General features: G+C 39.2%; 21 protein-coding genes, 1 tRNA gene and 2 pseudogenes. 15 read left to right on the top strand and 9 right to left on the bottom strand.

Annotation, left to right across the window (positions count from 1 at the left end):
- Window positions 1-26: 26 nt before the first annotated feature.
- The 10 genes from DXA05_RS03955 to DXA05_RS27030 all read left to right on the top strand — a co-directional run bounded on the left by DXA05_RS03955 (window position 27) and on the right by DXA05_RS27030 (window position 9935).
- Window positions 27-476 carry a GatB/YqeY domain-containing protein gene (locus tag DXA05_RS03955; RefSeq protein ID WP_004309505.1) on the top strand — a complete coding sequence of 150 codons (450 nt, stop codon included), beginning with the start codon at window positions 27-29 and terminating at the stop codon, window positions 474-476.
- 755 nt (window positions 477-1231) lie between these two features.
- Window positions 1232-2926, top strand: a complete 1695-nt coding sequence (locus DXA05_RS03960) for a tetratricopeptide repeat protein (protein ID WP_004309504.1) — start codon at window positions 1232-1234, stop codon at window positions 2924-2926.
- A gap of 159 nt (window positions 2927-3085) precedes the next feature.
- Window positions 3086-3454 (top strand): DUF3244 domain-containing protein, encoded by a 369-nt coding sequence (locus tag DXA05_RS03965; protein ID WP_004309503.1) that lies wholly within the window; start codon window positions 3086-3088, stop codon window positions 3452-3454.
- A gap of 55 nt (window positions 3455-3509) precedes the next feature.
- Window positions 3510-4850 carry a hypothetical protein gene (locus DXA05_RS03970; protein ID WP_004309501.1) on the top strand — a complete coding sequence of 447 codons (1341 nt, stop codon included), beginning with the start codon at window positions 3510-3512 and terminating at the stop codon, window positions 4848-4850.
- 6 nt (window positions 4851-4856) lie between these two features.
- Window positions 4857-6506, top strand: a complete 1650-nt coding sequence (locus DXA05_RS03975) for an MAC/perforin domain-containing protein (protein ID WP_004309498.1) — start codon at window positions 4857-4859, stop codon at window positions 6504-6506.
- 94 nt (window positions 6507-6600) lie between these two features.
- A complete protein-coding gene (locus tag DXA05_RS03980; protein ID WP_004309496.1) occupies window positions 6601-7710 on the top strand; it encodes a hypothetical protein in 1110 nt (369 codons plus the stop codon).
- A 54-nt stretch (window positions 7711-7764) separates the two neighbouring features.
- Complete coding sequence (locus tag DXA05_RS03985; RefSeq protein ID WP_008642761.1) at window positions 7765-8352, top strand: hypothetical protein; 588 nt, start codon at window positions 7765-7767, stop codon at window positions 8350-8352.
- A 28-nt stretch (window positions 8353-8380) separates the two neighbouring features.
- The gene (locus DXA05_RS03990) at window positions 8381-9106 is read left to right on the top strand and encodes a DUF5036 family protein (RefSeq protein ID WP_008024106.1); all 726 of its coding nucleotides are present in this window, start codon (window positions 8381-8383) and stop codon (window positions 9104-9106) included.
- An 80-nt stretch (window positions 9107-9186) separates the two neighbouring features.
- Entirely contained in the window at window positions 9187-9564 is a 378-nt protein-coding gene (locus DXA05_RS27025) for a hypothetical protein (RefSeq protein WP_284515406.1), read from the top strand.
- Window positions 9522-9935: a hypothetical protein gene (locus DXA05_RS27030; RefSeq protein WP_284515407.1), complete on the top strand. Its 414-nt coding sequence runs from the start codon at window positions 9522-9524 to the stop codon at window positions 9933-9935. The genes DXA05_RS27025 and DXA05_RS27030 overlap by 43 nt, the downstream gene beginning before the upstream one ends.
- 44 nt (window positions 9936-9979) lie before the next feature.
- Here the strand turns inward: DXA05_RS27030 and DXA05_RS04000 are convergent, their stop codons facing one another.
- From DXA05_RS04000 to recO, 3 genes are all read right to left on the bottom strand, one after another.
- Window positions 9980-11206 carry an acyloxyacyl hydrolase gene (locus DXA05_RS04000; protein ID WP_008642757.1) on the bottom strand — a complete coding sequence of 409 codons (1227 nt, stop codon included), beginning with the start codon at window positions 11204-11206 and terminating at the stop codon, window positions 9980-9982.
- Window positions 11207-11228: 22 nt separating this feature from the next.
- Window positions 11229-12176 carry a hypothetical protein gene (locus DXA05_RS04005; protein ID WP_008642755.1) on the bottom strand — a complete coding sequence of 316 codons (948 nt, stop codon included), beginning with the start codon at window positions 12174-12176 and terminating at the stop codon, window positions 11229-11231.
- Between the two features lie 94 nt (window positions 12177-12270).
- The gene (gene recO / locus DXA05_RS04010; protein WP_004309477.1) at window positions 12271-12999 is read right to left on the bottom strand and encodes a DNA repair protein RecO; all 729 of its coding nucleotides are present in this window, start codon (window positions 12997-12999) and stop codon (window positions 12271-12273) included.
- Between the two features lie 520 nt (window positions 13000-13519).
- Between recO and DXA05_RS04015 the strand changes: the two genes are divergently transcribed.
- From DXA05_RS04015 to gyrB, 3 genes and pseudogenes are all read left to right on the top strand, one after another.
- Window positions 13520-13591, top strand: a tRNA-Glu gene (locus DXA05_RS04015).
- 42 nt (window positions 13592-13633) lie between these two features.
- Complete coding sequence (gene rpsT, locus DXA05_RS04020; RefSeq protein ID WP_004309474.1) at window positions 13634-13888, top strand: 30S ribosomal protein S20; 255 nt, start codon at window positions 13634-13636, stop codon at window positions 13886-13888.
- A 198-nt stretch (window positions 13889-14086) separates the two neighbouring features.
- A pseudogene (gene gyrB / locus DXA05_RS04025) lies at window positions 14087-16043 on the top strand (DNA topoisomerase (ATP-hydrolyzing) subunit B).
- A 418-nt stretch (window positions 16044-16461) separates the two neighbouring features.
- On the opposite strand, the gene DXA05_RS04035 reads toward gyrB, so the two are convergent.
- Both DXA05_RS04035 and gpmI read right to left on the bottom strand, forming a co-directional pair.
- Entirely contained in the window at window positions 16462-17043 is a 582-nt protein-coding gene (locus DXA05_RS04035) for a DUF3109 family protein (RefSeq protein WP_074706947.1), read from the bottom strand.
- Between the two features lie 66 nt (window positions 17044-17109).
- Entirely contained in the window at window positions 17110-18624 is a 1515-nt protein-coding gene (gene gpmI, locus DXA05_RS04040; RefSeq protein WP_074706950.1) for a 2,3-bisphosphoglycerate-independent phosphoglycerate mutase, read from the bottom strand.
- A 347-nt stretch (window positions 18625-18971) separates the two neighbouring features.
- Here gpmI and DXA05_RS04045 point away from each other — a divergent pair, with 347 nt between their 5' ends.
- Complete coding sequence (locus DXA05_RS04045) at window positions 18972-19901, top strand: magnesium transporter CorA family protein (protein ID WP_008770430.1); 930 nt, start codon at window positions 18972-18974, stop codon at window positions 19899-19901.
- A gap of 136 nt (window positions 19902-20037) precedes the next feature.
- Here DXA05_RS04045 and DXA05_RS04050 read toward each other — a convergent pair whose 3' ends face one another.
- From DXA05_RS04050 to DXA05_RS04065, 4 genes are all read right to left on the bottom strand, one after another.
- Window positions 20038-21579, bottom strand: coding sequence for a DUF5723 family protein (locus tag DXA05_RS04050; RefSeq protein ID WP_004309465.1), 1542 nt, complete (start codon window positions 21577-21579; stop codon window positions 20038-20040).
- A gap of 180 nt (window positions 21580-21759) precedes the next feature.
- Window positions 21760-22362 (bottom strand): ribonuclease HII, encoded by a 603-nt coding sequence (locus DXA05_RS04055; protein ID WP_128858811.1) that lies wholly within the window; start codon window positions 22360-22362, stop codon window positions 21760-21762.
- Window positions 22363-22452: 90 nt separating this feature from the next.
- Entirely contained in the window at window positions 22453-24657 is a 2205-nt protein-coding gene (locus DXA05_RS04060; RefSeq protein WP_128858812.1) for a sodium-translocating pyrophosphatase, read from the bottom strand.
- Window positions 24658-25272: 615 nt separating this feature from the next.
- Window positions 25273-25473: a helix-turn-helix domain-containing protein gene (locus DXA05_RS04065; RefSeq protein WP_004309462.1), complete on the bottom strand. Its 201-nt coding sequence runs from the start codon at window positions 25471-25473 to the stop codon at window positions 25273-25275.
- Here DXA05_RS04065 and DXA05_RS04070 point away from each other — a divergent pair.
- Window positions 25463-25837, top strand: a pseudogene (locus DXA05_RS04070) (TonB-dependent receptor); the annotation flags it as partial. The gene DXA05_RS04065 and the pseudogene DXA05_RS04070 overlap by 11 nt on opposite strands.
- Window positions 25838-25885 lie beyond the last annotated feature (48 nt).

Here is a 25885-nt window from a genome sequence, read left to right on the forward strand (position 1 = left end):
AATCTTCAATTTATAATTATAATAGTATGGATTTATTCGATCAAGTCAGCGAAGACATTAAAAACGCAATGAAGGCGAAAGATAAAGTAGCCCTCGAAACCTTGAGAAATATAAAGAAGTTCTTCCTCGAAGCTAAGACAGCTCCGGGAGCTAACGATATATTGACAGATGACGCAGCTCTGAAGATTATCCAGAAACTTGTAAAACAAGGAAAAGATTCTGCTGAAATCTATATCGGACAGGGTCGTCAGGACTTGGCTGACGTAGAATTGGGTCAGGTAGCCGTTATGGAAAAATACCTGCCGAAACAAATGACTGCCGAAGAACTGGAAGCTGCTTTGAAGGAAATTATCGCAGAGACAGGTGCTACGAGCGGTAAAGACATGGGTAAGGTCATGGGAGTTGCCTCCAAGAAGCTGGCAGGACTTGCAGAAGGACGTGCCATTTCCGCAAAAGTAAAAGAGCTTTTGGGATAACTTCCGGAACTTCCACAGAACCTTTTAGTGTTCGATTTTATCTTGCACCTTACACTAACCAGAGTTTATCTATTTGATTAATAGCAGTATAAACCTGTGCAAGATACCGTTGCAGATGCGTGCAAGATGTTTTATCTTACACACATCTGCAACTTTTCTTTAAACATGACATTCACCTCCTTCACCACTCTGAAACATCGATGAATAAAGGGATTTCGGGTGAAGGTCTGCCTTTCACATAGGTTTCACCCGATTCACTATACCTTTCTGCCGAATTTTGATTAATAGACTGATTCCAATCTATTAGATATAAACTTATTCTCTATTGATGCCAAACTTCCTTTTCACTAATAGAAAAGATTACTAACATTAAAGGCAATCTCTAAATGAAGCTTTTGTTTTTATAAACAAAGCTTTCATTTATAAAATCAAAAGCTTCATTTATATAATTGCAACTTGCAATTATAGATTGCGATTAATGAAAAACAAGTTTAGAATTATAGTAAAGTAATTTAGGTATTAATAGAAAGGAACTTTTCTCACTATAAATAAGAAAGAGTCTATTAATAGCTGGGAAATAATCAAATTAGATCACATGAACTTAATAAAGTAAAAGCAGATTTGAAATTAATTTAATGTATGATATAGACAGTACTAATTATTATTTCCCCCGAACTAAAATAATCTCCCTATAAAAGAGCATAATATAGAAAATAAAGATTACTTTTACAACGAAACTAAACCACGACAGACAAATGAGAAAGAGTATTGCTATAATTATAACATCTATATTAGTGCTATCAGGATGCAACAAACAACAATCCGTATCTGACAGACTGCTAAATGAAGTAGAAAAAGCCATTGCCATAAATCCTGACAGTGCATCCAACCTACTAAAAGGTATATCATCTCCTGAAAAACTAGACAACAAAACCTTTGCACGCTGGTGTATGTTATCAGGAAAGATTACAGACGAAATTTTTAATAGCATCCTACCAACTTACCAATTAGAAAGAGCCTATGACTGGTATTCCTCACATGGTAGCCCTGACGAACAAGTGCAAATCTTGATTTATTTAGGTCGATCCTATTTTGCTGATGGAGATTATGATAAAGCAATGTCTATTTATACCAATGCACTGGACATTGCAGAAAAGAATAAGCTTAATAACCTCACCGGATATACATATAGCTATATAGGCGATTTATATGGAGAGAAATTCATGCGGACAGAAGCTATCAAAAGATATAAGGCTGCTGCCGAATGCTTCAAAAAAGAAAATAATACAGATAGCTATGCTTGCGCATTAAGAGATGTAGGACGCGAATATGCATGCATAGACTCGTTATCACGCGCTTTAAAAATTCTAACTATAGCTGATTCTGTAGCACGTAATACTAAAAATATCGAAGTCACTGCATCAATAGACAATGCCTTAGGGAATATTTATGCAATGCAAAATAAATATGATAAAGCTGAAGAATACTTTCTCAAAGCATTGGTAGGAAGAGAAACAATGCCCGATTATATGGCACTGATAGACTTATATATTGCATCGGGGGCTATTAACAAAGCACAAGAGCTACTATCCAAAATACTACAAGATAATCCAAAGTATACATACAGCATTAAATATTTATACTACCAAATCTATAATGAAGAAAAGAATTATAAAGAAGCTCTTACTAATCTGAAAGAATACGTCGAAATAACTGATTCAATCATATATGCTGATAACCAATCTAAGATATTGAACATAGAGTCTAAATATAATCATTTAAAGATCAGCAAAGAAGTAGATAGATTAAAAATTAAACAGCAAAGCTACATTATAGTTTTAGTTATATGCATTGGAATACTATTGTTAATAATAATAGGATATCTACTATATCGAAAGAAAGCAAAAGAGAAAATCCAAAGACAACAAGAAGAGTTGAACCGAATAAAGACAGATTTGCTTTATGTTTCTTTAGAACTGGAAAAGAAAAAAAGATTGTTAGATACATTTAAGGAGAAAAATGAGAGCTATGAGGAAATGCAGGAAGAAATAAGTCTCCTAACCACCAACTATAAACAATTGCAAAATAAAATTCTAGAGAATTCACCTTTACATAAAGAACTAATACACCTAGCCAACCAAAATAAGCCCAGAAATAACAAGCCATTAATAACAGACAAGCAATGGAAACTCATTGCAGATGAAATAACATATATTTATCCGAATTTACGTAAATACATATATAGTCGATGCCCAGATTTACCAGAGCAAGACTTTTGGTATTGCTGTTTATATATATCAGGGTTTGACACTAACACAGAAGCAAAGTTACTAAACATTACAGTCGACTCAGTAAGAAAAAAAAGACTCAGACTTAGACAAAAACTGAATATAATATTACCAGATAATAATGCTACATTGTATGAGTATTTAATTGAAAACATGCACTAATACCTCTTCTCAGGAAGAAATAATCAGCAACATAAAAGGATGTCCACGCAAAACATCATAAGCGACTGATTATCAAGCACTGTTTGTCCACGCTGAAAAACTTCTTTTATTTGCATTCCCCCTCATATCTCCATAAATTTGCAAAAAACAATCAAAGATATGAGAAAACTAAGCATTTTACTATTATTAATTGGCATTCCATTCATGATAATAGAAGCCAATAATCTATCAACACAAAGAACTAAAATTATAAGATGGCATAAATGCCAAAAAACACCAAATTCTATCCCAATAGAAGCTACCCAAGACGAAAACTCTATTGAAGTTCGTTTTCTTGAAGACATCGACGATCAAGTTACTTTCCAAGTAAAAGATCAACTGGGAAATATTATCTTCCAAGATGTGATATTAACTCCTAATGAGCAAAAAACTTATAAGATTGATTTGAAAGGCTACAGAGTCGGTCATTATGAACTTCTCTACATAGAAAAAGACATAACTTTCATTGGAGAGTTTGAAATCGAATAATCAACGATAAATAATAAAAATATCAAACTTTATAAACCCTATAAAACTAATAATTATGGGAAACATTTTTAGATTCTTATTGGTGCTGCCTTGCATCACCTTGTTATTGTACTCTTGCGAAAGTGAGATTGAAAATGAGATCCAGTCATCTACAGAAAAACTGAACTTATCAGGATTGGAATCGGATAGCCTTCAATTAGAAAGTTATGAATTGTCTGAAATGACAGATGAGCTAAAAGCATTAAAAGAAAGGATAGATGAACTAAAGAAAGCGAAGACACGATCAGTAGCTTCAAGTAACTATAGCCAATATTTTTCAGAAAATATGTGGGCTATTAGAGAGTTACCCTTCACACTTAGCACTGGAGGTGGATATTTATCATGTACTGGTTGGGGACAGAGAGTGACCTATGAGGGATATAATCCTGGCTCTTATGGTAAATTCTATGTCCAAATTCCCTCATCAATTACCGGCATACCCTATTTAATTTATTCAAACTACTCGAAAACTCGTCTAGCTGTAGGACATTACACTAGTAATCCGGAATCAAAAATATTACTTGCAATGAGCAGTAATTCCACTACAGGAGCCATGGATTCCTGGGACATTATACCTGCTACTAATAATCCAGGAACTTATGTCCTTCAAAATGAGCTATATCTTGGCCAAGGAAGTAGTGGTTCATGGTGGGATGTATTCAATTATGTGGTAGATATACAAGCTAATAATGTTGGTTTCAGCCAATATACACAAAGAGCCCAACAGGAATTTACTATCACCCCTGATGCTGTATTCACACTGAAAAGCCTAGAATTTATCAATCCATATTCCGCAACTGTGACCCAAAGGGAGAATGTCTCTATCAAACGAGCCATAACAAACTCTTCATCCCAATTTATACGAGAGAACCTCGTATTTGAAAAGGCTATACAAGAGGACTCCTATTTTAAAGAAGAAAAGGGAATAGCATTTAAGGTTCCAGCTTCAGATATGCTATTTGCACGCCCTACAGTTACATTAGGAGAAATAGATCTTGTTCCTAATGCAAGTATACCAATTGATACAAAATACCAGCCCAATGTACGCAGAGTAATGGAAAATACATTAAAGCATATAGAACCTGTCAAAGTTTCTCCACGTACAAAACTCACGGTGACCTATTATTTTAAAGAGTATGATGTATCAGTAGACTATGTTGCCACAATTGAATATAAAGAAAAAGATAAAGATGCTAGAATAGCCAAATTGCCTGGACGTTGGAGCGGAAGGATTCATGTAGATGAAATATCCGATGTTGATTTAGAAGAGACAAACTTGGATACTCAACAAAGTGTAAAAAGAAGAGTGAACACCAGAAATGCAAGTCAATCATCACCAATCATATTAAAAAAATAGACCTATATGAGAAAATTTACTATATTTTCATGTATCATATTGTTTGTTATAGCATCATGTAACAATGAAGACGAAATAAGTGATTCTGCTTCGCTAAACAATCAGGATGATTCAACATCAGAAATCATCTTGCAAGAACGTGACCCGAATCTACCAAAAGTTTGGTCTAAAAAGATAGCACCCAGACCCAGTACTAGGACATCATTTACCGATGCTACTGATTTTCTTGGAAATTCTTATGCCATAGAAAACGGAACATCAATTATCGGGGACTTTTCAAATGCGAGATTTCCAATTGTTAATATGGAAAAGCTACTTGAAAGATATCCTTCATATATAATTGCCAAAGAGTTAAGGACAACGTCAACAGAAGCCATGTCATACGCCAGCTTCGAACGCTTAGAAACAACTTCATCGTTTACTAAAACTGTCAAATCCGGATTCTCACTAAATATTGGTCCGTTCAAACTGGGAAGAAAGAAAACTGTAACCGATATTTTCAAGCATAACACAAGTAATTCCGAACAAGCAGTACACGGAGAACTTAGTGTTGAAGTTATTAATGGAATGATATCCTTACAAACAGCACCTAGTGCATTGAGAAGAATTTCGGCAGATTATTTGGACGAATTATTTGTAGATGCCCTTTATAATTCATCCATGGTAGAATTAATTCAAAGTTACGGAGAATTTGTCTTAACAAGCTATTATACAGGTGGGCGGGCATCGGCTTTATACTATGGTCTTGACACACAAAGTACAGATTTCAATAGTAAAGAGCGCGACATGGATAAATCAATAAACGCAACTTATTCATGGAACAAGGACTCTGTTTCAGGAGATTTTTCTGTTGGAACAAAAGATGGCAATTCTTCTACAGAGACTAAATCTTTTTCCGAATTACATGTATCTATCAAAACATTGGGCGGCGCTTATGGTTATAATGTTGCAACACCTCCTTATGACGTTAAAAGTACATCCATTAATTTAACGAGTTGGCTTCAATCATTAAATGATTCAAGAACACATACAATGATTGACATTCAAGATGGTGGGCTCTATCCAATATCGGATTTTATTTTGGAAGAAAACTTTAAGCAAAGATATAACGACACCCACATGGATTTTCAGCACCAAGAACAACTTGAAGAACCGTATATAGAAATAATGAAAGTATACGTCCGCAAAAGTAGCTCGGGAGAGAAATTATATGATATTGTACCTGTGCTAAATACAAGACAAGGAGATAAGCTCATTTTCTCAAATTCAAGTGCAGCAAGTCAATCCGATGCAGAATTAAAAGCGAACAGTGTTGCCACAACCTTTACCGAAAAAAGTAATGCTATAAAAGATGAAAAGAGCAAATATTATAAACTAGCTATCAAAGCTAATCCGAATAAAGTAATAAATCCTATCCTACAAACCACATTATCATTTTCAATAAACGATGTAGATGAGGCTGGAATGTACAAGTTTAAAAATACAAACACCAATATTTGGTATATCTACAATCCGACATCGTTATATTGTTTTGCATACTACGACGATGACTATATTCTTGATGCATACGGAATCTTAGATTGGGTAAACAGCATACCTGTAAAATCTGTTTCAATGACGACTTTATATCAACGATATAGAATATTCGGTTTGTAATGAAGAGCATTAATAGATATTCACCAATAAAAAAGACAATCCTTTTAAGGAAGAGGTAAAATACGTATCATTTATTAATTCAAATTATCCGCTTATGAAAAAATTATTGTTACCTTTGACCATTCTGCTGTTTTTCGGATTAGTCGTATCATCATGTTCTTCAGACGATGTACTTCAAAGAGAAAACAACGAACAGCCAAACATTGTAAAAAGAAACAATGAAAAAGCTCGTGAGGCTGGTATAAGATTATTAGAATCATTTGGAATGACAAAAACTCGTTCATTAAGTACTAGTGACTATCCGGACTATTATGGGGGAAGTTATATTAACGGGAATGGTAAACTTGTTGTTTTTCTTAAAGGAGAAATAGAAAGTACCAAAGCCACTCTTATAAGGTTAATAGGTGAGAATGATGTCATATATACACAAGGCAATTATTCTTATACGGAGCTGAATAATGTTCTAACCAAAATAACTTCATTTATTAGCAGTAATAAAGATTCTCAAATTGCCAAGAATATAAGATACTATTATCTGAATGATTTTGAGAACTGTGTCGTGGTAGAACTTGACAAATCTAATGAAATGGAAATAAAAGAGTTTAAATCAGAAGTAGTGAACTTTTCAGGAATTGTATTTAAACAATGCACAAGAGAATTTCAAAACCACTCATTATCGCCAGGAAGTTCTATAGGCACACCTAAAGGCACTGCGTCAATGGGATATAGAGCTACTAGATTTAACACTGACGGTTTTGTTACTGCAGGACATGCTTATAACACGGGTGACCCGGCATATTATAATAACACACTAATCGGTAGTTGTGACTTTTCAATCCAAGGTGGTTCCGTTGATGCAGCATTCATTAGTATAACTAATTTCTCCATCGTTCCCAATAATGGAAATCTTACTGGAGAAGAATATAATATTTGGGCAGGAGATAATGTAACCAAGTTAGGAGAGACTATAGCTCAATCTGAAGGTTATATTACAAGTACCAATGCAAATGTAAATGCCGATGGAATATACTATACAGATATGGGTGAAGCTACATATTTAAGTGCGTTCGGAGATAGCGGGGGACCAGTATATCTTACAGATAGTAAAAAAGTAATAGGTATACATAAAGGAAGCACAGCTTTCACATCTATATTTGTTAAGGTTGATAATATAGCATCAAAACTAAATGCTCATTTCAACTAATAATTACCAATGGATTGGATAAGTAACTTATCCAATCCATTTCATACTTAACTTATGCTCAAATTAATATCGATTTTGCTAACCAATGGAATTGTTTTATTCATGCTAATCAGTTGTCATAATAAAACAGGCAATTCTAAAAGCACTGTAAACCTTGAATATGAAAATAGTATCGACTCTCTTAATTCATATAAAATGGATATATCACATTTCATTAATTCCATCGAGCCAGGAGAAACGATTGTAGAAGAAAAACAAATGCAGGGGGAAGAATTTATTACAAGAGAAAATGAGAATATAAAAGTGCGCTTTTTATTAAAAGCCCCCTGCTCAAAAGACGGATTCTTGAAAACAGAAATTACTAATAATACAAACGATACAATTATCTATATTAGCAATACTTTCTTGCACTATAGAGAAAGTAATAATTCATGGATTCCTTTAGTTTATCCGGATAATTATGTAAAAAATGATCTTGGATATTTAATACCTTCTCATGAAAGCGCCAAAATAAGGTTCTTTTTACCTTCTCAAGAAGAATATCCTAAAGGGAAATACAAGCTTCAACTATTATTCCGCAATACTTCAAAGAGTATTGACTATTATATCGATAAAATATTTCTAAGCAACAAGTCAAACTAAGTTCCTGATAAATTAAGAAATTAAAAAAATGAATACAAAGAAAATAGTTGGGATTTTCTTATTATCCCTTTGTACTATGTGTTTCGTTAATTGTAGTGATGATGACACACCAGATGATCCGGCAGACACCATCACACTCAATATGCTTAATGAGCATAATGGAAAAACCTATTTAGGTGAATCAAATGTTTACATCAATGAAGCCAATAATTTTATCACATCTAAAAATTTCATTTCTGACGTAGGAAATGGCGCAGGAGTTGGAGCAAATATTCTGCCCTCGTTAACCAACCTCACACACGAAGTGGCGGTTACACCCGGGCATATTTATCAGATTTTTAATAAAAATACACTGATAGATTTTCCGTCAGGCAATTACGCTATTCAAGTAGAAACAAGTTATTATCAAGCCTATGTTGTATCTAAAATAGTAAATAGTGACATGAATATCGGTGCAATTGTAAAATATATATCTGTTTTCCCTAACAATAATGGACTGCCTGCATATAGGTATAATATTGGAAGCCTTTACCGCATAGGTGAAACGGTTGAATTAGCATTACCCCAAGATATTGAGTTTTTCTTGAAAGAACATAGCGCAGGTATAAAAGGATTAAATGTAACATATGCCAATAACAAATTAAGAATAACCCTAACTAAAGCACCTGACATTGTCAACGGACCTTATGGAACATTTGACCTTTATATCCGTTCAAACAATGTCTTTACGATCGTAGAAGTCCACGTGGAATAAGCAATAAAGACTTTATTAGCCAGTAAAACAAAGGGATTATCACCCATATTAGCATATATTTGCAACAAACATTTAAAAGTATGAGAATTGATAGATTTTTACTATTCGTATTATTACTGGCATCTTCGTATGGTTGCTCTGAAGAACAACCATACGAAGTTGAAAAGGAATCAGTTTCTATATGGGAAGGAGACACAAGGCATGTCATCATAGAAACAGACTTAACAGAGCACAACTATAAGTTAGAATCAGAAAATCAAGAAATTGCAACTGCAACTCTTGACGAAATGGGCGTATGCATCGCTACATACAAAAGTGGGAGCACCATGATACGACTTATCGATACTGATAATAAAAAAATAGCATGTGAAATCTACGTATATGTCAAATACTTCAACAGTCCGGAAATCATCAATTGGGGAATTCCATTAAAGGTAACCCTGATTATCCGGGAGTAATAATAAAAGCTGTAGATCTAAAAATCCCCCCAGAAATAGAAGTTGAATTACGAGAAAAAGAGAAACCATTCATTGGTGCCACTTATACATTCAATCAGGAAACCAAGAAGTTCACAATGGAAACTGATTCGGGAATATTCAAAGAAGGTACATACGAATGGAACATTACCTCTTTAACCCTAATGTATGATAATAAAACAGAGAAATTCGGTTTTAAATTTGCCACAGGAATGTCATACGGATATATCCTACAGAGTGATAAAACAGTAGAATATCAGCAACGGTATCCTGATGCCGGTATCACAGAAGTAAAAGTTAATTATATTTGGAAGGATAATGGAATAATTCAATTAGGAGGGCTTACATTTTAATTAAATTGAAAAAAGGAAGTTATTAACAAGCGAAGATTACTCTTTCATCGCTTATCATGAAATCTATATCCAAGCCCCAACATCAGATTGTTGGGGTCTTTAAATTTGCTCAACTGATACCCCACGTGTAGAAACAAATGACGGGTGACATAAGTCTTGAGAGCCAGAACTTGATAGAACCCTTTTGTATCATCACCGCTGTATATCAGGTTCCGACCGACGCCGACATTGATAGAGAAAACAGGCATCACCAGCTCTGCCCGAAGAGATAAACCTACGGAAAACTGCTCGCGGAAAGGAGGACGATGAAACTTCAAATCGCCCGAGTAATACTCGCCCACTCTATACTCTTTAAGATTGGCACTCTCATCATATTGCGCATCGGCAGAAAACCCTGCCCGAAAATAGTTGTTGAAATTATACATCGGGGCGAAATTGACGCCCGCCACGCCAAACGAACCGGGAATCATACTCGACACATCGTCTCCAATCAGTCCTCTTTTGCGGGTGGCTCCGTAGATCACCAGATCATAGCTGACGTGAGGTTTTATAAAGAGCCGTCCGGGAGTGATGGGACCGGGTCCCTCATCCACGCCCAAAGTACGCACGATGCCGATTCTTCCTCCAATAACATTAAGACCGCCATTGGGATAATGCGTGTTTCCATTGGAAAAATGGGTGAGATCTACACCTGCCGCCAGTTTCCAGTACTTGTGAACTTGCCAGTTCAGCAAAAAGCCGAGATTGATGTACGCATTGATCTTGGAGCCAATCAGCACGTTTTGCGGATTGGATAGTTCATCATATTTCTTCCAGCCAAAAGAAGCCCCGAAGTTCCATTCGTAATCGAACGACAGACGGGGGGACAGTTGCGCGATACGTGACCCTTGAAAAGCGTATACCGACACGGGATTTCCCAATTCAGCGGGACTAAAGAAAGTATGGTAGGAAATGCCAATACCCTGATAGGTATGGGGAAAGAGCCTGCCGAGGTTGGATTCTTTGCTGAATCTGAAAGCGTACTTGAAATGGAAGGAAAGCGATTGGTCGATTTTCTTTTGCTGCGCATTGTCTCCTTGCAGAAAACTATGGGTGGAGACGATATATCCCGGACGGATGTCGAAGCCAAGCTGATGGCAGATCAGGGGATGGCTGACGCTATCGTTCCGTTGCCCAATGATTGTCTGGGCTTCCAGATTTGCGTTGATTGCCGGATGTACCAGAAGGCAAAGGAGGCACAGTAACCGTATGGCGTTCCTATTTCTAATCATTGATATATTAGTTGTTGATCGGTTAGTTGTTGAAAGGGATATCCTTGTGTGTTATGTAGTATTTTACAGGCATTTCGCTATGCAACGTGCCGGTTACGATTCGTTGTTTCTTGGTTTTGGGGTGAGAAACATAAAGGGTATATCTCGTTTCCAACCAATCATATACCATCGATAAGATGTAGTATCGAGAAGTCCTGGGAGGGATTATGTCTTTTTTCTGCTCCGTATTGGAGCAAGGCAACATTTGTTGCGCAGAAATGAATGGCGCCCGTTTACCGTTCATCCCTAAATATCCATCTTTCATGCTTGGTATTTCCACTGTCAGACCAGCTTCGCCCAGTAGTTGAAAGGCTTCGGGCACATCGCTTTTAAATCTCATAAAATGGTAAAAAGACTCGAAAGGAAAAAGCGTGTATGTAGACGAACCATCTGTTAAGTTATGAAAGGAGACGCCTTCTTTTTTCTCTATCTTGTTTTCCGGATCGTAAGAGTATGCATCCAAAGAATAAATGATACTATCCATCACATATCTGTCTGTCGGAGAAATCTCGACGCGTATCTCCTGCCACTCATACTCGTTGCTCGCCCTGAGCTGGAATTGAAAAGGAGCGGAAAGGGCATTCTCGCCCACCGTTATCTTCACTTCTTTGGGATGAACGCGTTCGATGGTGAAATCAATCATCTCTCCGGTGCACACAATCTTTCCCAACCCGTTCAGCGATGGACCTTGGTCGGTTGTTATCAGGCGATTGTCCGCATCATATATGTTATATTGAATGGGAAAATCGAAGGCTACATACATCCAATCCCAATTGGCAGCTGCAAATTGAATAGTGGCAACATCCCCGTTCCCGTCCAGCGTCAGTTCGGAATCGGAAGAACGGAAGTCGTCGACAAACACGTCTCCGTTACAACCATAAAACTTCCCTAGGATAAAAAAACAGACCGTCAGGTACAGGAATCTTTTCATATTGTTTCTCGCTTGTTCATTCTCTTTTGTTCTCTACCGACAAAAGTAACATATATTTTCAGGAACAGCATACAAACCTGCAAGAAATTACTAATTAATCAAACAGTTCTTTCAACACCTCCAATGATTTCAATGCCGGGAAGTCGGGCAGATGCAAGCGGTAATAATCATTCATAATCGTCAGGCAACGGGTACGCTCCGCACGGCTCATGCCAAAGAGATGCATTGTCTCATAGTTCATGCGCATCAGTTGACGGAGACGGGCAGCCTCTTCGGGATTGATATAGGAAGAATGCAGCTGGGGACGAATAGAAGTGAAGCAGGCATTCAATAAATCAAAGTAATCGCCGGTATGATAATCCTCCAGATTCGGATAAAGTCCCAGGAAACGGGAAAGACGCATCAGGAACACCAGATGGAAATTGGCAAAGCCGTCTCCACACTCATCCAGCCAAATGATGGAATGTTGCAGATAAGCAAATAACGGACGGTTCTCCGCCTCCTCCCGGATAGCCCTGTAAAGAAACTCCGACAGGAAAAGTGCCATCGAAGACTTATACGGATCGTATGGAATGGAAGAAAAAGGATAAAAGGATTTCGCTTCCTTCACACGATAGAGAGTTGCATTTGGGCGATAGTCGGCCTCGAACTCAATAAAAGACAACGGCTGGAAAAGTACGGATTTCACAGCCGCTTTCCGCGAACGGGGCACTGTTACAAGAAAAGAAGCCCTGCCGGACAACTCTGTATACATATCCACAATGATAGATGTATCATTGTATTTCAATGTATGAAGAACTATTCCTTTCGTTTTTTGCAGCATAACCGATATTTATCTCGTTTCCAATCCGAAGCAAAGCTACAAAAAAACACAAAATAATCGGAGACATACGGCGTTAAATATCGCTTCCACTTCCTTATCTTGCGCGTACATGAAACAAACCTTATAAATGATACGCTTATTTTGTAGCAGTATGCCTATAAATTCTTTGTTATCATTCATCGTCTCCGGTATTTGTTCCGTTAGTTGCCTAAAGAATCATTTAGTTACAAAAGAAGTTACCAATAAGCAGCTTTTTTATTTCGCTATATATAATAAGGTGGTAAGAAAAAATGCTTCCTACTGTTTTTCACAGGAGAGATTTTTTTATATAAAAATCACAACCATATATTTCACTGAATATCAGCCAAAAAGAAAGACATCTGTGAAAAAAAACACATATTCATTGAAAATTTTTCTATGAATCATTTGCCATTTTCAAAAAAGTTCCTACCTTTGCATCCGCAATCGAGAAACAAACACAGATTCGAGAAAGCAAAAAGCAGAAATGCTACAACAGGATGGCCCGTTCGTCTATCGGTTAGGACGCAAGATTTTCATTCTTGAAAGGGGGGTTCGATTCCCCCACGGGCTACAAGTTAAAAGAATAAAGAACTAAAAAAATAGATTAGTCGAGATGGCAAATCATAAATCATCACTGAAAAGAATCAGACAAGAAGAGACAAGAAGACTTCACAACAGATATTATGGCAAGACCATGAGAAATGCTGTTAGAAAGCTTCGTGCAACTACTGATAAAGCAGAAGCAGTTGCAATGTACCCAGGCATTACAAAGATGTTGGATAAGTTGGCTAAAGTGAACATCATTCACAAAAACAAAGCTAACAATCTGAAATCTAAGTTGGCTCTTTACATCAACAAGCTCGCTTAATAACAAGAATTTAACAATTCTATATAGCATCTAGGCTGAACTTTTAAGTTCGGCCTTTCTTGTTTATAACCCACTGAATATCAAACCTATTAACAATACAGAGAAACCGCCCGCATTCTTTATTTTTCACTGATTATTCTTCGTCAAGTCGACAATTTTCACTATATTTGCTCTGTTATTAAAGTTAGAAAGGCAATTATGAGCGAAGAACAAATCACTCCCAATAACGGGTCTTATTCTGCGGATAGTATCCAAGTATTGGAAGGTCTTGAAGCAGTAAGAAAACGCCCTGCGATGTACATTGGTGACATCAGCGTCAAGGGACTTCACCACTTGGTATACGAAATCGTTGACAACTCTATCGACGAAGCATTGGCCGGCTATTGCGACCATATCGAAGTAACAATCAACGAAGACAATTCAATCACAGTACAGGACAACGGACGCGGTATTCCGGTTGACTATCACGAGAAAGAAAAGAAGTCGGCACTGGAAGTAGCCATGACCGTATTGCATGCCGGAGGTAAATTCGACAAGGGTTCTTACAAAGTATCCGGAGGTTTGCACGGTGTAGGTATGTCCTGCGTAAACGCGCTGTCTACCCACATGACTACACAAGTATTCCGTAATGGCAAAATCTATCAGCAGGAATACGAGATCGGTAAACCGCTTTATTCTGTAAAGGAAGTCGGTACAGCCGACATTACGGGAACCCGCCAACAATTCTGGCCGGATGGTACCATCTTTACTGAAACGGTATACGACTACAAGATTCTGGCTTCACGTCTGCGCGAATTGGCTTATCTGACGCCGGTCTTCGCATCTCTCTGACTGACCGTCGGGTAGTGAACGAAGACGGAAGTTTCAAGAGCGAGCAATTCTATTCAGAAGAAGGTTTGAGAGAGTTCGTGCGTTTTATCGAGTCTTCACGCGAGCACTTGATTAACGATGTGATCTATCTGAACTCCGAAAAACAGGGAATTCCTATTGAAGTGGCTATCATGTACAATACCGGATTCTCCGAAAACGTTCACTCATACGTCAACAATATCAACACCATTGAAGGTGGTACACACTTGGCAGGTTTCCGCCGTGCGCTGACTCGTACGTTGAAAAAATACGCCGAAGACAGCAAGATGCTGGAAAAGGTAAAAGTTGAAATTTCGGGAGATGACTTCCGCGAAGGTTTGACTGCCGTTATTTCTGTAAAAGTAGCTGAACCACAGTTTGAAGGACAGACTAAAACAAAGTTGGGTAACAACGAAGTGATGGGTGCTGTTGACCAGGCAGTGGGCGAAGTATTAGCATATTATCTGGAAGAACATCCGAAGGAAGCCAAAACAATTGTCGACAAAGTGATTCTTGCTGCTACTGCACGTCACGCTGCAAGAAAAGCCCGTGAAATGGTACAACGCAAGTCGCCGATGTCGGGTGGCGGTCTGCCGGGTAAATTGGCCGACTGTTCGGATAAGGATCCTTCTAAATGTGAATTGTTCCTCGTCGAGGGAGACTCGGCAGGTGGTACTGCCAAGCAGGGACGTAACCGTATGTTCCAGGCGATCCTCCCATTGCGCGGTAAGATTCTGAACGTAGAAAAAGCCATGTATCACAAGGCTTTGGAAAGTGATGAAATCCGCAATATCTACACAGCTCTCGGTGTGACTATCGGAACTGACGAAGACAGCAAGGAAGCAAACATACAGAGCTGCGCTATCACAAGATTATCATCATGACCGATGCCGACGTCGATGGTTCTCACATCGACACACTTATCATGACGTTCTTCTTCCGTTATATGCCGCAAGTTATCCAGAACGGTTATCTGTACATCGCTACTCCCCCGCTCTACCTCTGCAAAAAGGGTAAAGTAGAAGAGTATTGCTGGACAGACGCACAACGCCAGAAGTTTATTGATACTTACGGCGGTGGTTCAGAAAATGCAATTCATACACAACGCTACAAAGGTTTGGGTGAGATGAACGCCCAGCAGTTGTGGGAAACAACTATGGACCCTGAAAACCGTATGCTGAAACAAGTAAATATTGACAACGCCGCAGAAGCTGATTATATCTTCTCTATGTTGATGGGTGAAGATGTAGGGCCACGCCGCGAGTTTATTGAAGAGAATGCAACGTATGCAAATATCGATGCATAATTTAAATAATACGTTTTTATAAACCAACCTCACATCTTACAACGAGGAAACGCCGATGGCGAAGGAACATCCTTCGATCGGCGTTTTTCTTTTATCTGAAGGGGCTTTCATGTTCGAATCGTTCAACCGCCCATCTCTTAATAAAACCTAACAGCAGAAACGTTTTCCATACAAAATCACTATCTTGCATAAAAAGCAAAGAAAACATAACTATGAAAATGAAAACTACTGCGCCCAATCCGTTATTTGCAAAGATCAGGTTGTTTCTTATTGTACTGACTTCCTGCGTGATCGCGACTTGTATCTTCTTGATTATTATCCATCCGGAAGCATGGGTTATGCCGGCATGCGGAATCATAATCGCATTGTGCATTTTGCTCTATCAGCTATATTGCATACGCAAGAACCGGAAGAGAATTTAAATATATTGTTGCTTTTTCAGCTCTTCAGCAACAGTAACCAGCTCTTTGTACCATTCTTCACCGAACTTACGGATTAAAGGTTCTTTCAAAAACTGATATACGGGAAGATTCTCTTTTTTCCCCAGCAAAACTGCTGCTTTGCATACGTCCCAACGATTATAATTCACCGCTTTATAGGGCCCGTAATCGCCGATCCGGATAGGATAAAGATGACAGGACACCGGTTTATAGAAGTCTGTTTTCCCCTCCCGATAAGCCTTCTCAATAGCACAGTAGCAACAGCCTTTCTCATCGTAGCAGGTAAACACACAGTCTTTATTATTAACAATAGAAGTCACTAGATCACCTTCCTCATCCGTATATACTACTCCTTGCTTTTCAATCACCGCACGTGCTTCCGGAGCCAGTTCATCCCAAATAATCGGCAAAACTTCTTCCAACTCCATCACCTCGTCCAGCTCTACCGGAGCACCGGCATCACCTTCAATACAACAAGCCCCCTTGCAGGCGCCCAAATCGCAAAGGAACTTCTCCTGAAATACATCAAGAGACACTACTACATCACCTATTTGTATCATTTTAAACCTTATGTGAGACAAAAAGGGCGGAGTAGAACTCCGCCCTCCCAATTATAGAAATCTAAATTACTTAATCAAAACGTTTCCGTCCATTTCAGCCGGAGCAGCCAGCCCCATAATCTTCAGAATTGTTGGAGCAACATCTGCCAAACGACCATCTTCTACTTTCGCAGCCTTGTTCTCTGTCACGTAAACACAAGGAACAGGGTTCAAAGAGTGAGCAGTGTTCGGAGTACCGTCTTCGTTCAAAGCATGGTCAGCATTACCATGATCGGCAATGATAATTGCTTCATAATCTTGTGCTTTAGCGGCTTCGATTACATCTTTCACACAAGCGTCTACAGCAACAACTGCTTTCTCGATTGCTTCGTAAATACCGGTATGACCAACCATGTCACCATTAGCAAAATTCACTACAATGAAATCATATTTGTTCTCGTTGATGGCAGCTACCAGTTTATCTTTTACTTCAAAAGCGCTCATTTCCGGCTTCAAGTCATAAGTAGCAACTTTTGGAGAAGGAACAAGGATACGTTCTTCTTTATCGAACGGAGTTTCACGTCCACCGTTGAAGAAGAATGTTACGTGAGCATACTTTTCCGTTTCAGCGATATGAAGTTGGCTCAAGCCTTTGGAAGCAAGATATTCGCCCAATGTGTTGGACACGTTTTCTTTGTCGAACAGGATATGAACGCCCTTGAAAGATGCATCATACGGAGTCATACAGTAATATTGCAGCCCCGGGATAGTATGCATGCCAACTTCCGGCATATCTTGTTGAGTCAGTACGACAGTCAACTCTTTGGCACGGTCGTTACGGTAGTTGAAGAAGATCACTACATCACCCTCTTTGATTGTTCCGTCGCAGTTAGCGTTTACAATCGGTTTGATGAATTCGTCTGTCACGCCTTCGTCGTAAGATTCCTGCATTGCCTGAACCATATCAGTAGCTTTCTTGCCTACACCGTTTACGAGCAGGTCGTATGCTTCTTTTACACGTTCCCAACGCTTGTCACGGTCCATTGCATAATAACGGCCGATGATAGAAGCAATCTTTCCTGCTGATTTCTCGCAGTGTGCAGAAAGTTCTTCGATAAAGCCTTTACCACTCTTCGGGTCAGTATCACGACCATCCATGAAGCAGTGGATAAATGTATTGTTGATGTTGTATTCTTTTGCGATATCGCAAAGTTTGAAGAGATGAACGAGTGAGCTGTGTACACCACCGTTAGAAGTCAGCCCCATAAAGTGAATATTCTTTCCGTTTTCTTTTGCATAAGAGAAGGCAGAAACGATTTCAGGATTTTTCATGATGCTGTTGTCCGCACATGCACGATTGATTTTCACCAAGTCCTGATAAACCACGCGTCCGGCACCGATATTCAAGTGACCTACTTCCGAGTTACCCATCTGTCCGTCGGGCAAACCTACGTTTTCACCGCTTGCCTGAAGTTGAGAGTGAGGATAAGTACTCATCAGATAATCCCAATAAGGAGTGGGAGTGTTGAAGATTACGTCGTCTTTCTTTTGGTCACCTAATCCCCAACCATCGAGGATCATTAAAAGGGCTTTCTTACTCATAATATTTTAATATTTAAATTATCACACTGATTTTCGGGCGCAAAGGTACAAAAAAGATGGTTACGTAAACGTTTAATCTATGTTAAGTTACAGGGCAGAAGTGTATCAGGCTATGGGTCTTTTTCTTACTTTGTAAAACAACTTTCAACATGTTTATCGAAAAACAGGATACAAAAGGCGGAACTTACTTCATTTTTCCGTACCTTTGCCTCGCTTTTAAATTAAAATCATAGAAATATGGACGATTCAAACCCGCGAACGTGCACAACTAGTATTAATTAAAGCGAACAGAGCCATTGAAGACTGATGCCTCTGCTCGTGTCAAACAAACGAAAGGAGGCAATAAGATGAGAACGTATCTTTATTGTGAGGCTGGCTTTGTGGAAAAAGCACAATGGCTTCCCAACAGCTGGGTAAATGTAGTATGCCCAAACAATGATGACTTTGAATTTCTAACTCAAACTCTCAACGTACCCGAATCATTTCTGAACGATATAGCCGACACGGACGAACGTCCGCGTACGGATACGGAAGGCAACTGGTTGTTGACGATTCTTCGTATCCCGGTAGTGAACAAACAGAATGGCAGTCTGCCTTTCGACACCGTACCGATTGGAATTATCACTAATAACGAGATTATTGTGTCCGTCTGTTATCACAACACGGATTTGTTACCGGATTTCATAGAGCATACCCGTCGAAAAGGGATCGTTGTACGCAACAAGCTGGATCTGATTTTCCGGTTAATCTATTCTTCTGCCGTGTGGTTCCTGAAATATCTAAAGCAGATAAACATAGACATCAGTGCCGCAGAAAAGGAATTGGAACGGAGTATCCGTAACGAGGATTTGCTTCGCTTGATGAGACTGCAAAAAACACTTGTCTACTTCAATACTTCCATCCGTGGAAATGAAGTGATGATCGGTAAGTTAAGGACTATTTTTCAGGATACGGATTATCTGGACACTGAATTAGTGGAAGATGTAATTATCGAGCTGAAACAGGCGCTCAATACGGTGAATATTTACAGTGATATCCTCACAGGGACAATGGATGCTTTTGCCTCTATTATCTCCAATAATGTGAATACGATCATGAAACGTATGACAAGCCTCTCCATCGTCCTGATGCTTCCGACATTGATTGCCAGTTTCTATGGCATGAATGTGGATATTCACCTGGAAGAAGTGCCCTTTGCTTTCTCTTTGATTGTGCTCTTTTCCATCGGATTGTCAACGCTTGCGTTTGTAATATTCCGGAAGATTAAGTGGTTCTAAAAGGAGGAACATAAAAAAACAGCTTACCATCTATGACCCTTTATAAGGATTCTTTATGACGGTAAGCTGTAATTATACGTTTTTTATTCTATAGAGAATTAATTAAAAGAGAATGTTTAGAGAGAAATTAAAATATTTATCCTTCTTTATTTGCTTTTCTTCCACCTAACGGAATAGATACCCCAACGAATCCATTAACAGAGTTAGAGTTCTTTCCTAAGAACATATAGTCAGTTCCGACAAACAGAGGACCTAACTTCAGACCCAAACCGAAAGATTTACCGGCTGACTGGATAACTGAATAACTAAGTGCTACATTGAACCAACTTTTCGGACGGTAGTTTGCAGAGAATGTTAATTCAGTAAGTGCATCGGGTTGCACAAAACGAGTTGTAGACAATGCGCCAACAGCCAGTTTGTTATTGAAAAATCCGTATTCTGCACCTATTACTAATGTAGAAGCCAGACGAGACTTGCGAGACTTGCTTGCTTCTTCCGTTCTAAGTTGCAACATTTCATAGTCAAGTACGTCACCGCCACTAACACGTTCCATATATCCATTGGCATCCGTCTGCAAATTCTTTATGTTATTTTCAATAGCAGTAATACTTCCAGGAATATCACTAGGATCAATACCTGATGTATAGTCACTTCCCTTCATATCAATACCTGATGCTTTAGCATTAGCTATTTGAGTGCTACTTTTCGACCATGATATAAATCCCAAGTCCAAAATAGAAGCAGATACAGTCAGATTATCCATAATCTTATAAGATGCTCCCAAGTCAATACCAAAACCGTAACCTGCGATTCCCATATCTTTACTCTCAAATTCGAAATCACTAATATAGTCTTGTCCATCTTCCTTTTTCAAATTCAACCCCTTGAAAGAACTTTCCAAATGAGCATCTACTGCCAGATTAGCATGGTAGCTCTCAATTTCACTTCTTAACTTCGTTATATCGTCAACACCCAAACCTGATAAATATGCAGGATCCTGTAATTGACTAATACGAGCATCACTAGGCAAACTAGCGTTCATTGCCACATTATTAAGTTTCAAATCCATATTACCAATACCCAGCAAAGCTTTCACTCTAGCACCCACCGTCAAACGACTATTGATTTGACGTGAAAGTCCTAAGCCAACTTCAGCGTAAGCATTTATATTCAGTTGTTGATTGCTAATATCATAGTTACTATTTCTCCAATTATCTTCTATTCCATCCATCTCATTCAAGAAGGTAAACATAGATTTTGTCAAGTTAGCACCGATATCTGTACGCAGACCGATATTGAATGACCAGAAGTTTTTACCTTTATACCATCCTGCAGAAAGAATTTCCGTACTGAAATTCACATTCAGCTTATTATTATCTTTCAGACGATTCATAAAATCTGGTTTAGTATAGAAATCGTCACCATCATCAATGATATCAATGATATCTTGATAACCTAATGAAGTAGAACCAACAGTTGCATTAACTGCACCAATTACCGGAAGGTTGAAATAACCTTTCGTCGGTGTTAAAGCCGGATTTAGTTGTTGACGATAATGAGTACCTTCCATGAAATAAGAAGTACGTAAAAACTGTGCATTTGCAGAAAGAGTGCAAACCAACATCATAAAAAATACCCCAATAATTTTAGAAGACCACAATAGTTTGTTCGTTGCCATGATTTTAAACTTTTTAATTCTTATTATTGTTTGCAAAGATATAGCATTTCAATAACAAATAAAAGCACTAGACAACACTTTTTTAGCCTAAACAGAACAATCTTAGGGTTATCCGTAACAAAATCGTGCTTATTTTGCAAAAAAATGTAGAAAATATGTGCAAAATGAAACAAAGTGACTTTAGAAGTTCAAAGTTAGCTGTCCATCTCCTAATAGATTGAACGTCATTCGATGGTAAGGAGTGGTTCCATGTTCGGCAATGGCGGCGCGATGTTTTTTAGTTGGGTAGCCTTTATTGTGATCCCAGTCATAATAAGGAAACTCTTCGTGGAGACGGTTCATATAATCATCTCTGTATGTCTTGGCTAAAATAGAAGCCGCAGCTATTGAAAGATATTTCCCGTCGCCTTTCACTACCGTGGTATGGGGGATGCCGGGATATTTAGTGAAACGGTTTCCGTCGATTAGTAAATGCTGTGGGCGGGTAGTCAGTTGATCCACTGCACGATGCATAGCTAAGAAAGAAGCCCGCAGGATATTTATTTCATCAATTTCTTCCGGTGACACGACGCCAACCGCCCAGGCTATCGCTTCCTTCTCTATTACCTCACGTAGTGCATAACGTTGCTTTTCCGACAGTTGCTTGGAATCATTCAACAGTTCATTCTTAAAATCTTTCGGAAGAATAACCGCAGCAGCGTATACTGCTCCCGCCAAACATCCACGACCGGCCTCATCACATCCGGCTTCAATCAGATTCTCGTTCAAATAAGGTAATAACATATTTATCGCTTCTATTTTGACACAAAGGTAATTCAAATTAAAAAAGGAGACTTGTTTTGCCTCCTTTTTCTTACTTCTTTCCTGCTTTTTTTAGAATAAACTCCAAGCAACAGTAAGCCCTGCCATTACAATGGCTACCATGCTCATTAGCTTTATTAAGATATTCAAGCTCGGCCCGGATGTATCTTTAAACGGATCGCCCACGGTATCTCCTACTACGGTTGCTTTATGAACTTCACCGCCTTTTCCTCCAAAGTTTCCTTCTTCTACATATTTCTTTGCATTATCCCATGCACCACCGGCATTAGCCATGAAGATTGCCAGTACGAAGCCACTGCTCAAGCCACCAATCAGCAAACCGAGCACACCGGGAACACCGAAAATAAGACCTGTAAGGATAGGGGCAATAATAGCGATTAAGGAAGGCACAACCATTTCACGTTGCGCACCTTTTGTTGATATTGCAACACAACGTTCGTAATCCGGCTCCGCTTCTCCTGTCAAAATACCCTTTATTTCACGGAATTGGCGACGTACTTCATCTACCATGTGCCCTGCTGCACGTCCTACGGCATTCATTGTCAATCCACAGAACAGGAAAGCCATCATGGAACCGAGGAACATACCCGAAAGAACTTTCGGATTCATCAGATGTACTTCATAATAATCCATGAAGTCGATAAAAGTAGCATTCGCCACACTGATGGAACTACCATCCGCAAAGGTCAAATCTACATTACCAAGCCGTGTCAGGCCGATTCGGATTTCTTCAATATAAGAAGCCAGCAAAGCCAACCCTGTCAATGCAGCGGAACCGATTGCAAAACCTTTTCCGGTGGCAGCAGTCGTATTCCCCAATGAATCGAGCGCATCGGTACGTTTGCGGACTTCGGCACCCAAGCCGGACATTTCTGCGTTACCTCCTGCATTATCCGCAATCGGGCCGTAAGCATCCGTTGCCAGAGTGATACCTAAAGTAGAAAGCATGCCGACAGCCGCAATACCGATTCCATACAGTCCCATACCGACATTGGCAAAATCGCCGGCGGAAGCCAACAGATAGGAAGCAATGATACCAATCACGACTGCAATTACCGGAATAGCCGTAGAAAGCATACCTAAACCGATACCGGAGATAATTACGGTGGCGGGTCCGGTCTTACCGCTTTCACTTAGTTTCTGGGTAGGGCGATAGGATTGGGAAGTATAATATTCCGTAGAACGTCCGATGATAATACCTACCACCAGTCCGACTACTACGGCACAAGAAATCCAAATCCAGTTATCAAGTTGCAGAAGCCACAGAATAAGGAATGTAGCAGCAACAATTAATACGGAACTAAGATTCGTGCCGAAAGCCAACGAACCGAGCAGGTCCTTCATAGTCGCATTCTCCTTGGTACGGACAGCAAATATACCTATAATAGAAAGGATAATACCAACAGCCGCGATCAGCATCGGGGCGATCACTGCCTTGAATTGCATCACTGTATCTGCCGAATGGATAAAAGCAGCAGCACCCAGTGCGGCTGTTGCCAGAATCGAGCCACAGTAAGATTCGTATAAATCGGCTCCCATACCGGCCACGTCGCCTACATTATCGCCCACATTATCGGCAATAGTGGCAGGATTACGAGGGTCATCTTCCGGGATTCCGGCTTCTACTTTGCCTACCAAGTCGGCTCCGACATCGGCTGCCTTTGTATAGATACCACCGCCTACACGAGCAAAGAGCGCCTGGGTAGAAGCTCCCATACCAAATGTCAGCATGGTGGTAGTGATTACACAGAGTTTATGAGTAGGTGTCAGTGCATCAGCAGGAATCACTGCATTCAGCAACAGATACCAAAAAGATATATCGAGCAGTCCCAGGCCAACGACCACCAGTCCCATCACGGCACCACTTCGGAAAGCAATTCTTAATCCTGCATTCAGAGAAGTACGGGCAGCATTAGCGGTACGAGCGGACGCGTATGTTGCCGTCTTCATCCCCAAAAATCCGGAAAGCCCGGAGAAGAATCCACCTGTAAGGAAAGCAATGGGAACCCAGGCATTCTGTACATGAAAGCCGTATGCCATAATTGAAAACAAAATAACCAGCCCCAAGAATACCCAACCTACTATTTTGTATTGTTGCTTTAGATAAGACATAGCTCCTTTGCGCACAGCAGCAGCTATTTTTATCATTTGGGGTGTACCTTCACCCTCTTTCATCATTTGCTTATGAAAGTAATAAGCAAAGCAGAGGGCTAACACGGAAGCGACTGGAACGAGCCAGAAAAGAATGTTGTCCATAGGGTCAATTTTTAAAGGATTACGGAGGCTAAAAGTATGGAAATCAATCGAAATAAGCAAGTAAAAAAGAAAGAATTTACAGAGTTGAATCATTCTATTTTTTATACGTCTCTTTGGACAAATGAGCAGATGGTAGTTCTTTTTAGACATAAGAACAAAAGAACATAAAGCTGCGCTTTGAAAATTATTTCTGTTGCTTATTGAACTGCTATTTTATTTTTTTGTTCTTATGTTCTTCTGTCTGAATTAAATTCCCATTTAACCAGAAATTGCCTAGTTTGGGATCAATTGCCACTAATGATTTTATTAGTTATTTTTAAGCAAGCGTTTACCTATTAATAGTTATTTCATTGCCTAACAAATTTTCGTTTGACTATAGTCAAGCGATAGTTCAACATATGTCAAGCGTTCGTTCAACTATAGTCAAACGAAAACTCCTTAGGCAATTGAAAAAATAATATAAGCAAGAGAAAGAAATAAAAGCTGCATACTGACGAGTTATTGCCAGCAATAGTATTGGGAGTTATTTCCGTATAGAAATGAACTAATTTCAGTTCAAATTCAAACAAAGAGATAACGAACAATAGTCAATAACAACTAACTATATGCCATTCTCTACTTATTCTGCTGGGCAAACTCCGTAGAAGTAACTTTAAACTGTTTCTGAAATACTTTGGCGAAGTAAGAAGGTGACTGAAATTCTACCCTGTCACAAATTTCATTGGTGCGCAGTTCTCCCTCCTGCAACAATTCCGCAGCATGTTTTAGCCGGATGATACGGATAAAATCGAGTGAGGAAAGGTCGGTCAATGCCAACGGAATGATCGTAAAAGAGATCCCGCAGATACTTGTCGAACTCGACCCAAGCTACAACATCACGAAAGACTTACGCCTCTAGCTTAGTTTCCGCTATTTCGGCAAGACGTACGCCAATCTTCAGGAAGCGCTCTACTTCAACGGGCGCTGGGAAACGTTCGGAGGAATCAACTGAAACGTAAACAAGCACCTGTCTCTGGGGGCAACAGTCATCAACTTCCTGAATCAGAAAGGAGCCAGCGGAACCATCAACGGTTCGGAACTGATTACGAAAGAAGAAGCTGTCCAATACGCCGGAAATTATATGAGTGGAAACTATTTACGCCCATTCACCGTAGAATTTAGCGCAAGCATCAAATTCTAGTTCATACCAAACGAATTATAACTATCTTTGTGGCATTATATGCCCACA

It is taken from the genome of Bacteroides sp. AM54-2NS (assembly GCF_003602935.1).
GTDB classification, from domain to species: domain Bacteria; phylum Bacteroidota; class Bacteroidia; order Bacteroidales; family Bacteroidaceae; genus Bacteroides; species Bacteroides xylanisolvens.

Excerpts from the sequence above, each read along its gene's own strand:
- DXA05_RS04055 (WP_128858811.1), bottom strand. The coding sequence starts at position 22,362 with ATGTTATTACCTTATTTGAACGAGAATCTGATTGAAGCCGGATGTGAT.
- DXA05_RS03990 (WP_008024106.1), top strand. The coding sequence starts at position 8,381 with ATGAATACAAAGAAAATAGTTGGGATTTTCTTATTATCCCTTTGTACT.
- DXA05_RS03975 (WP_004309498.1), top strand. The coding sequence starts at position 4,857 with ATGAGAAAATTTACTATATTTTCATGTATCATATTGTTTGTTATAGCA.
- DXA05_RS04060 (WP_128858812.1), bottom strand. The coding sequence starts at position 24,657 with ATGGACAACATTCTTTTCTGGCTCGTTCCAGTCGCTTCCGTGTTAGCC.
- gpmI (WP_074706950.1), bottom strand. The coding sequence starts at position 18,624 with ATGAGTAAGAAAGCCCTTTTAATGATCCTCGATGGTTGGGGATTAGGT.
- DXA05_RS04000 (WP_008642757.1), bottom strand. The coding sequence starts at position 11,206 with ATGATTAGAAATAGGAACGCCATACGGTTACTGTGCCTCCTTTGCCTT.
- DXA05_RS03970 (WP_004309501.1), top strand. The coding sequence starts at position 3,510 with ATGGGAAACATTTTTAGATTCTTATTGGTGCTGCCTTGCATCACCTTG.
- DXA05_RS03955 (WP_004309505.1), top strand. The coding sequence starts at position 27 with ATGGATTTATTCGATCAAGTCAGCGAAGACATTAAAAACGCAATGAAG.
- DXA05_RS03980 (WP_004309496.1), top strand. The coding sequence starts at position 6,601 with ATGAAAAAATTATTGTTACCTTTGACCATTCTGCTGTTTTTCGGATTA.
- DXA05_RS27025 (WP_284515406.1), top strand. The coding sequence starts at position 9,187 with ATGAGAATTGATAGATTTTTACTATTCGTATTATTACTGGCATCTTCG.
- DXA05_RS04035 (WP_074706947.1), bottom strand. The coding sequence starts at position 17,043 with ATGATACAAATAGGTGATGTAGTAGTGTCTCTTGATGTATTTCAGGAG.
- recO (WP_004309477.1), bottom strand. The coding sequence starts at position 12,999 with ATGCTGCAAAAAACGAAAGGAATAGTTCTTCATACATTGAAATACAAT.
- rpsT (WP_004309474.1), top strand. The coding sequence starts at position 13,634 with ATGGCAAATCATAAATCATCACTGAAAAGAATCAGACAAGAAGAGACA.
- DXA05_RS04050 (WP_004309465.1), bottom strand. The coding sequence starts at position 21,579 with ATGGCAACGAACAAACTATTGTGGTCTTCTAAAATTATTGGGGTATTT.
- DXA05_RS04045 (WP_008770430.1), top strand. The coding sequence starts at position 18,972 with ATGAGAACGTATCTTTATTGTGAGGCTGGCTTTGTGGAAAAAGCACAA.
- DXA05_RS03965 (WP_004309503.1), top strand. The coding sequence starts at position 3,086 with ATGAGAAAACTAAGCATTTTACTATTATTAATTGGCATTCCATTCATG.
- DXA05_RS03985 (WP_008642761.1), top strand. The coding sequence starts at position 7,765 with ATGCTCAAATTAATATCGATTTTGCTAACCAATGGAATTGTTTTATTC.
- DXA05_RS03960 (WP_004309504.1), top strand. The coding sequence starts at position 1,232 with ATGAGAAAGAGTATTGCTATAATTATAACATCTATATTAGTGCTATCA.
- DXA05_RS04005 (WP_008642755.1), bottom strand. The coding sequence starts at position 12,176 with ATGAAAAGATTCCTGTACCTGACGGTCTGTTTTTTTATCCTAGGGAAG.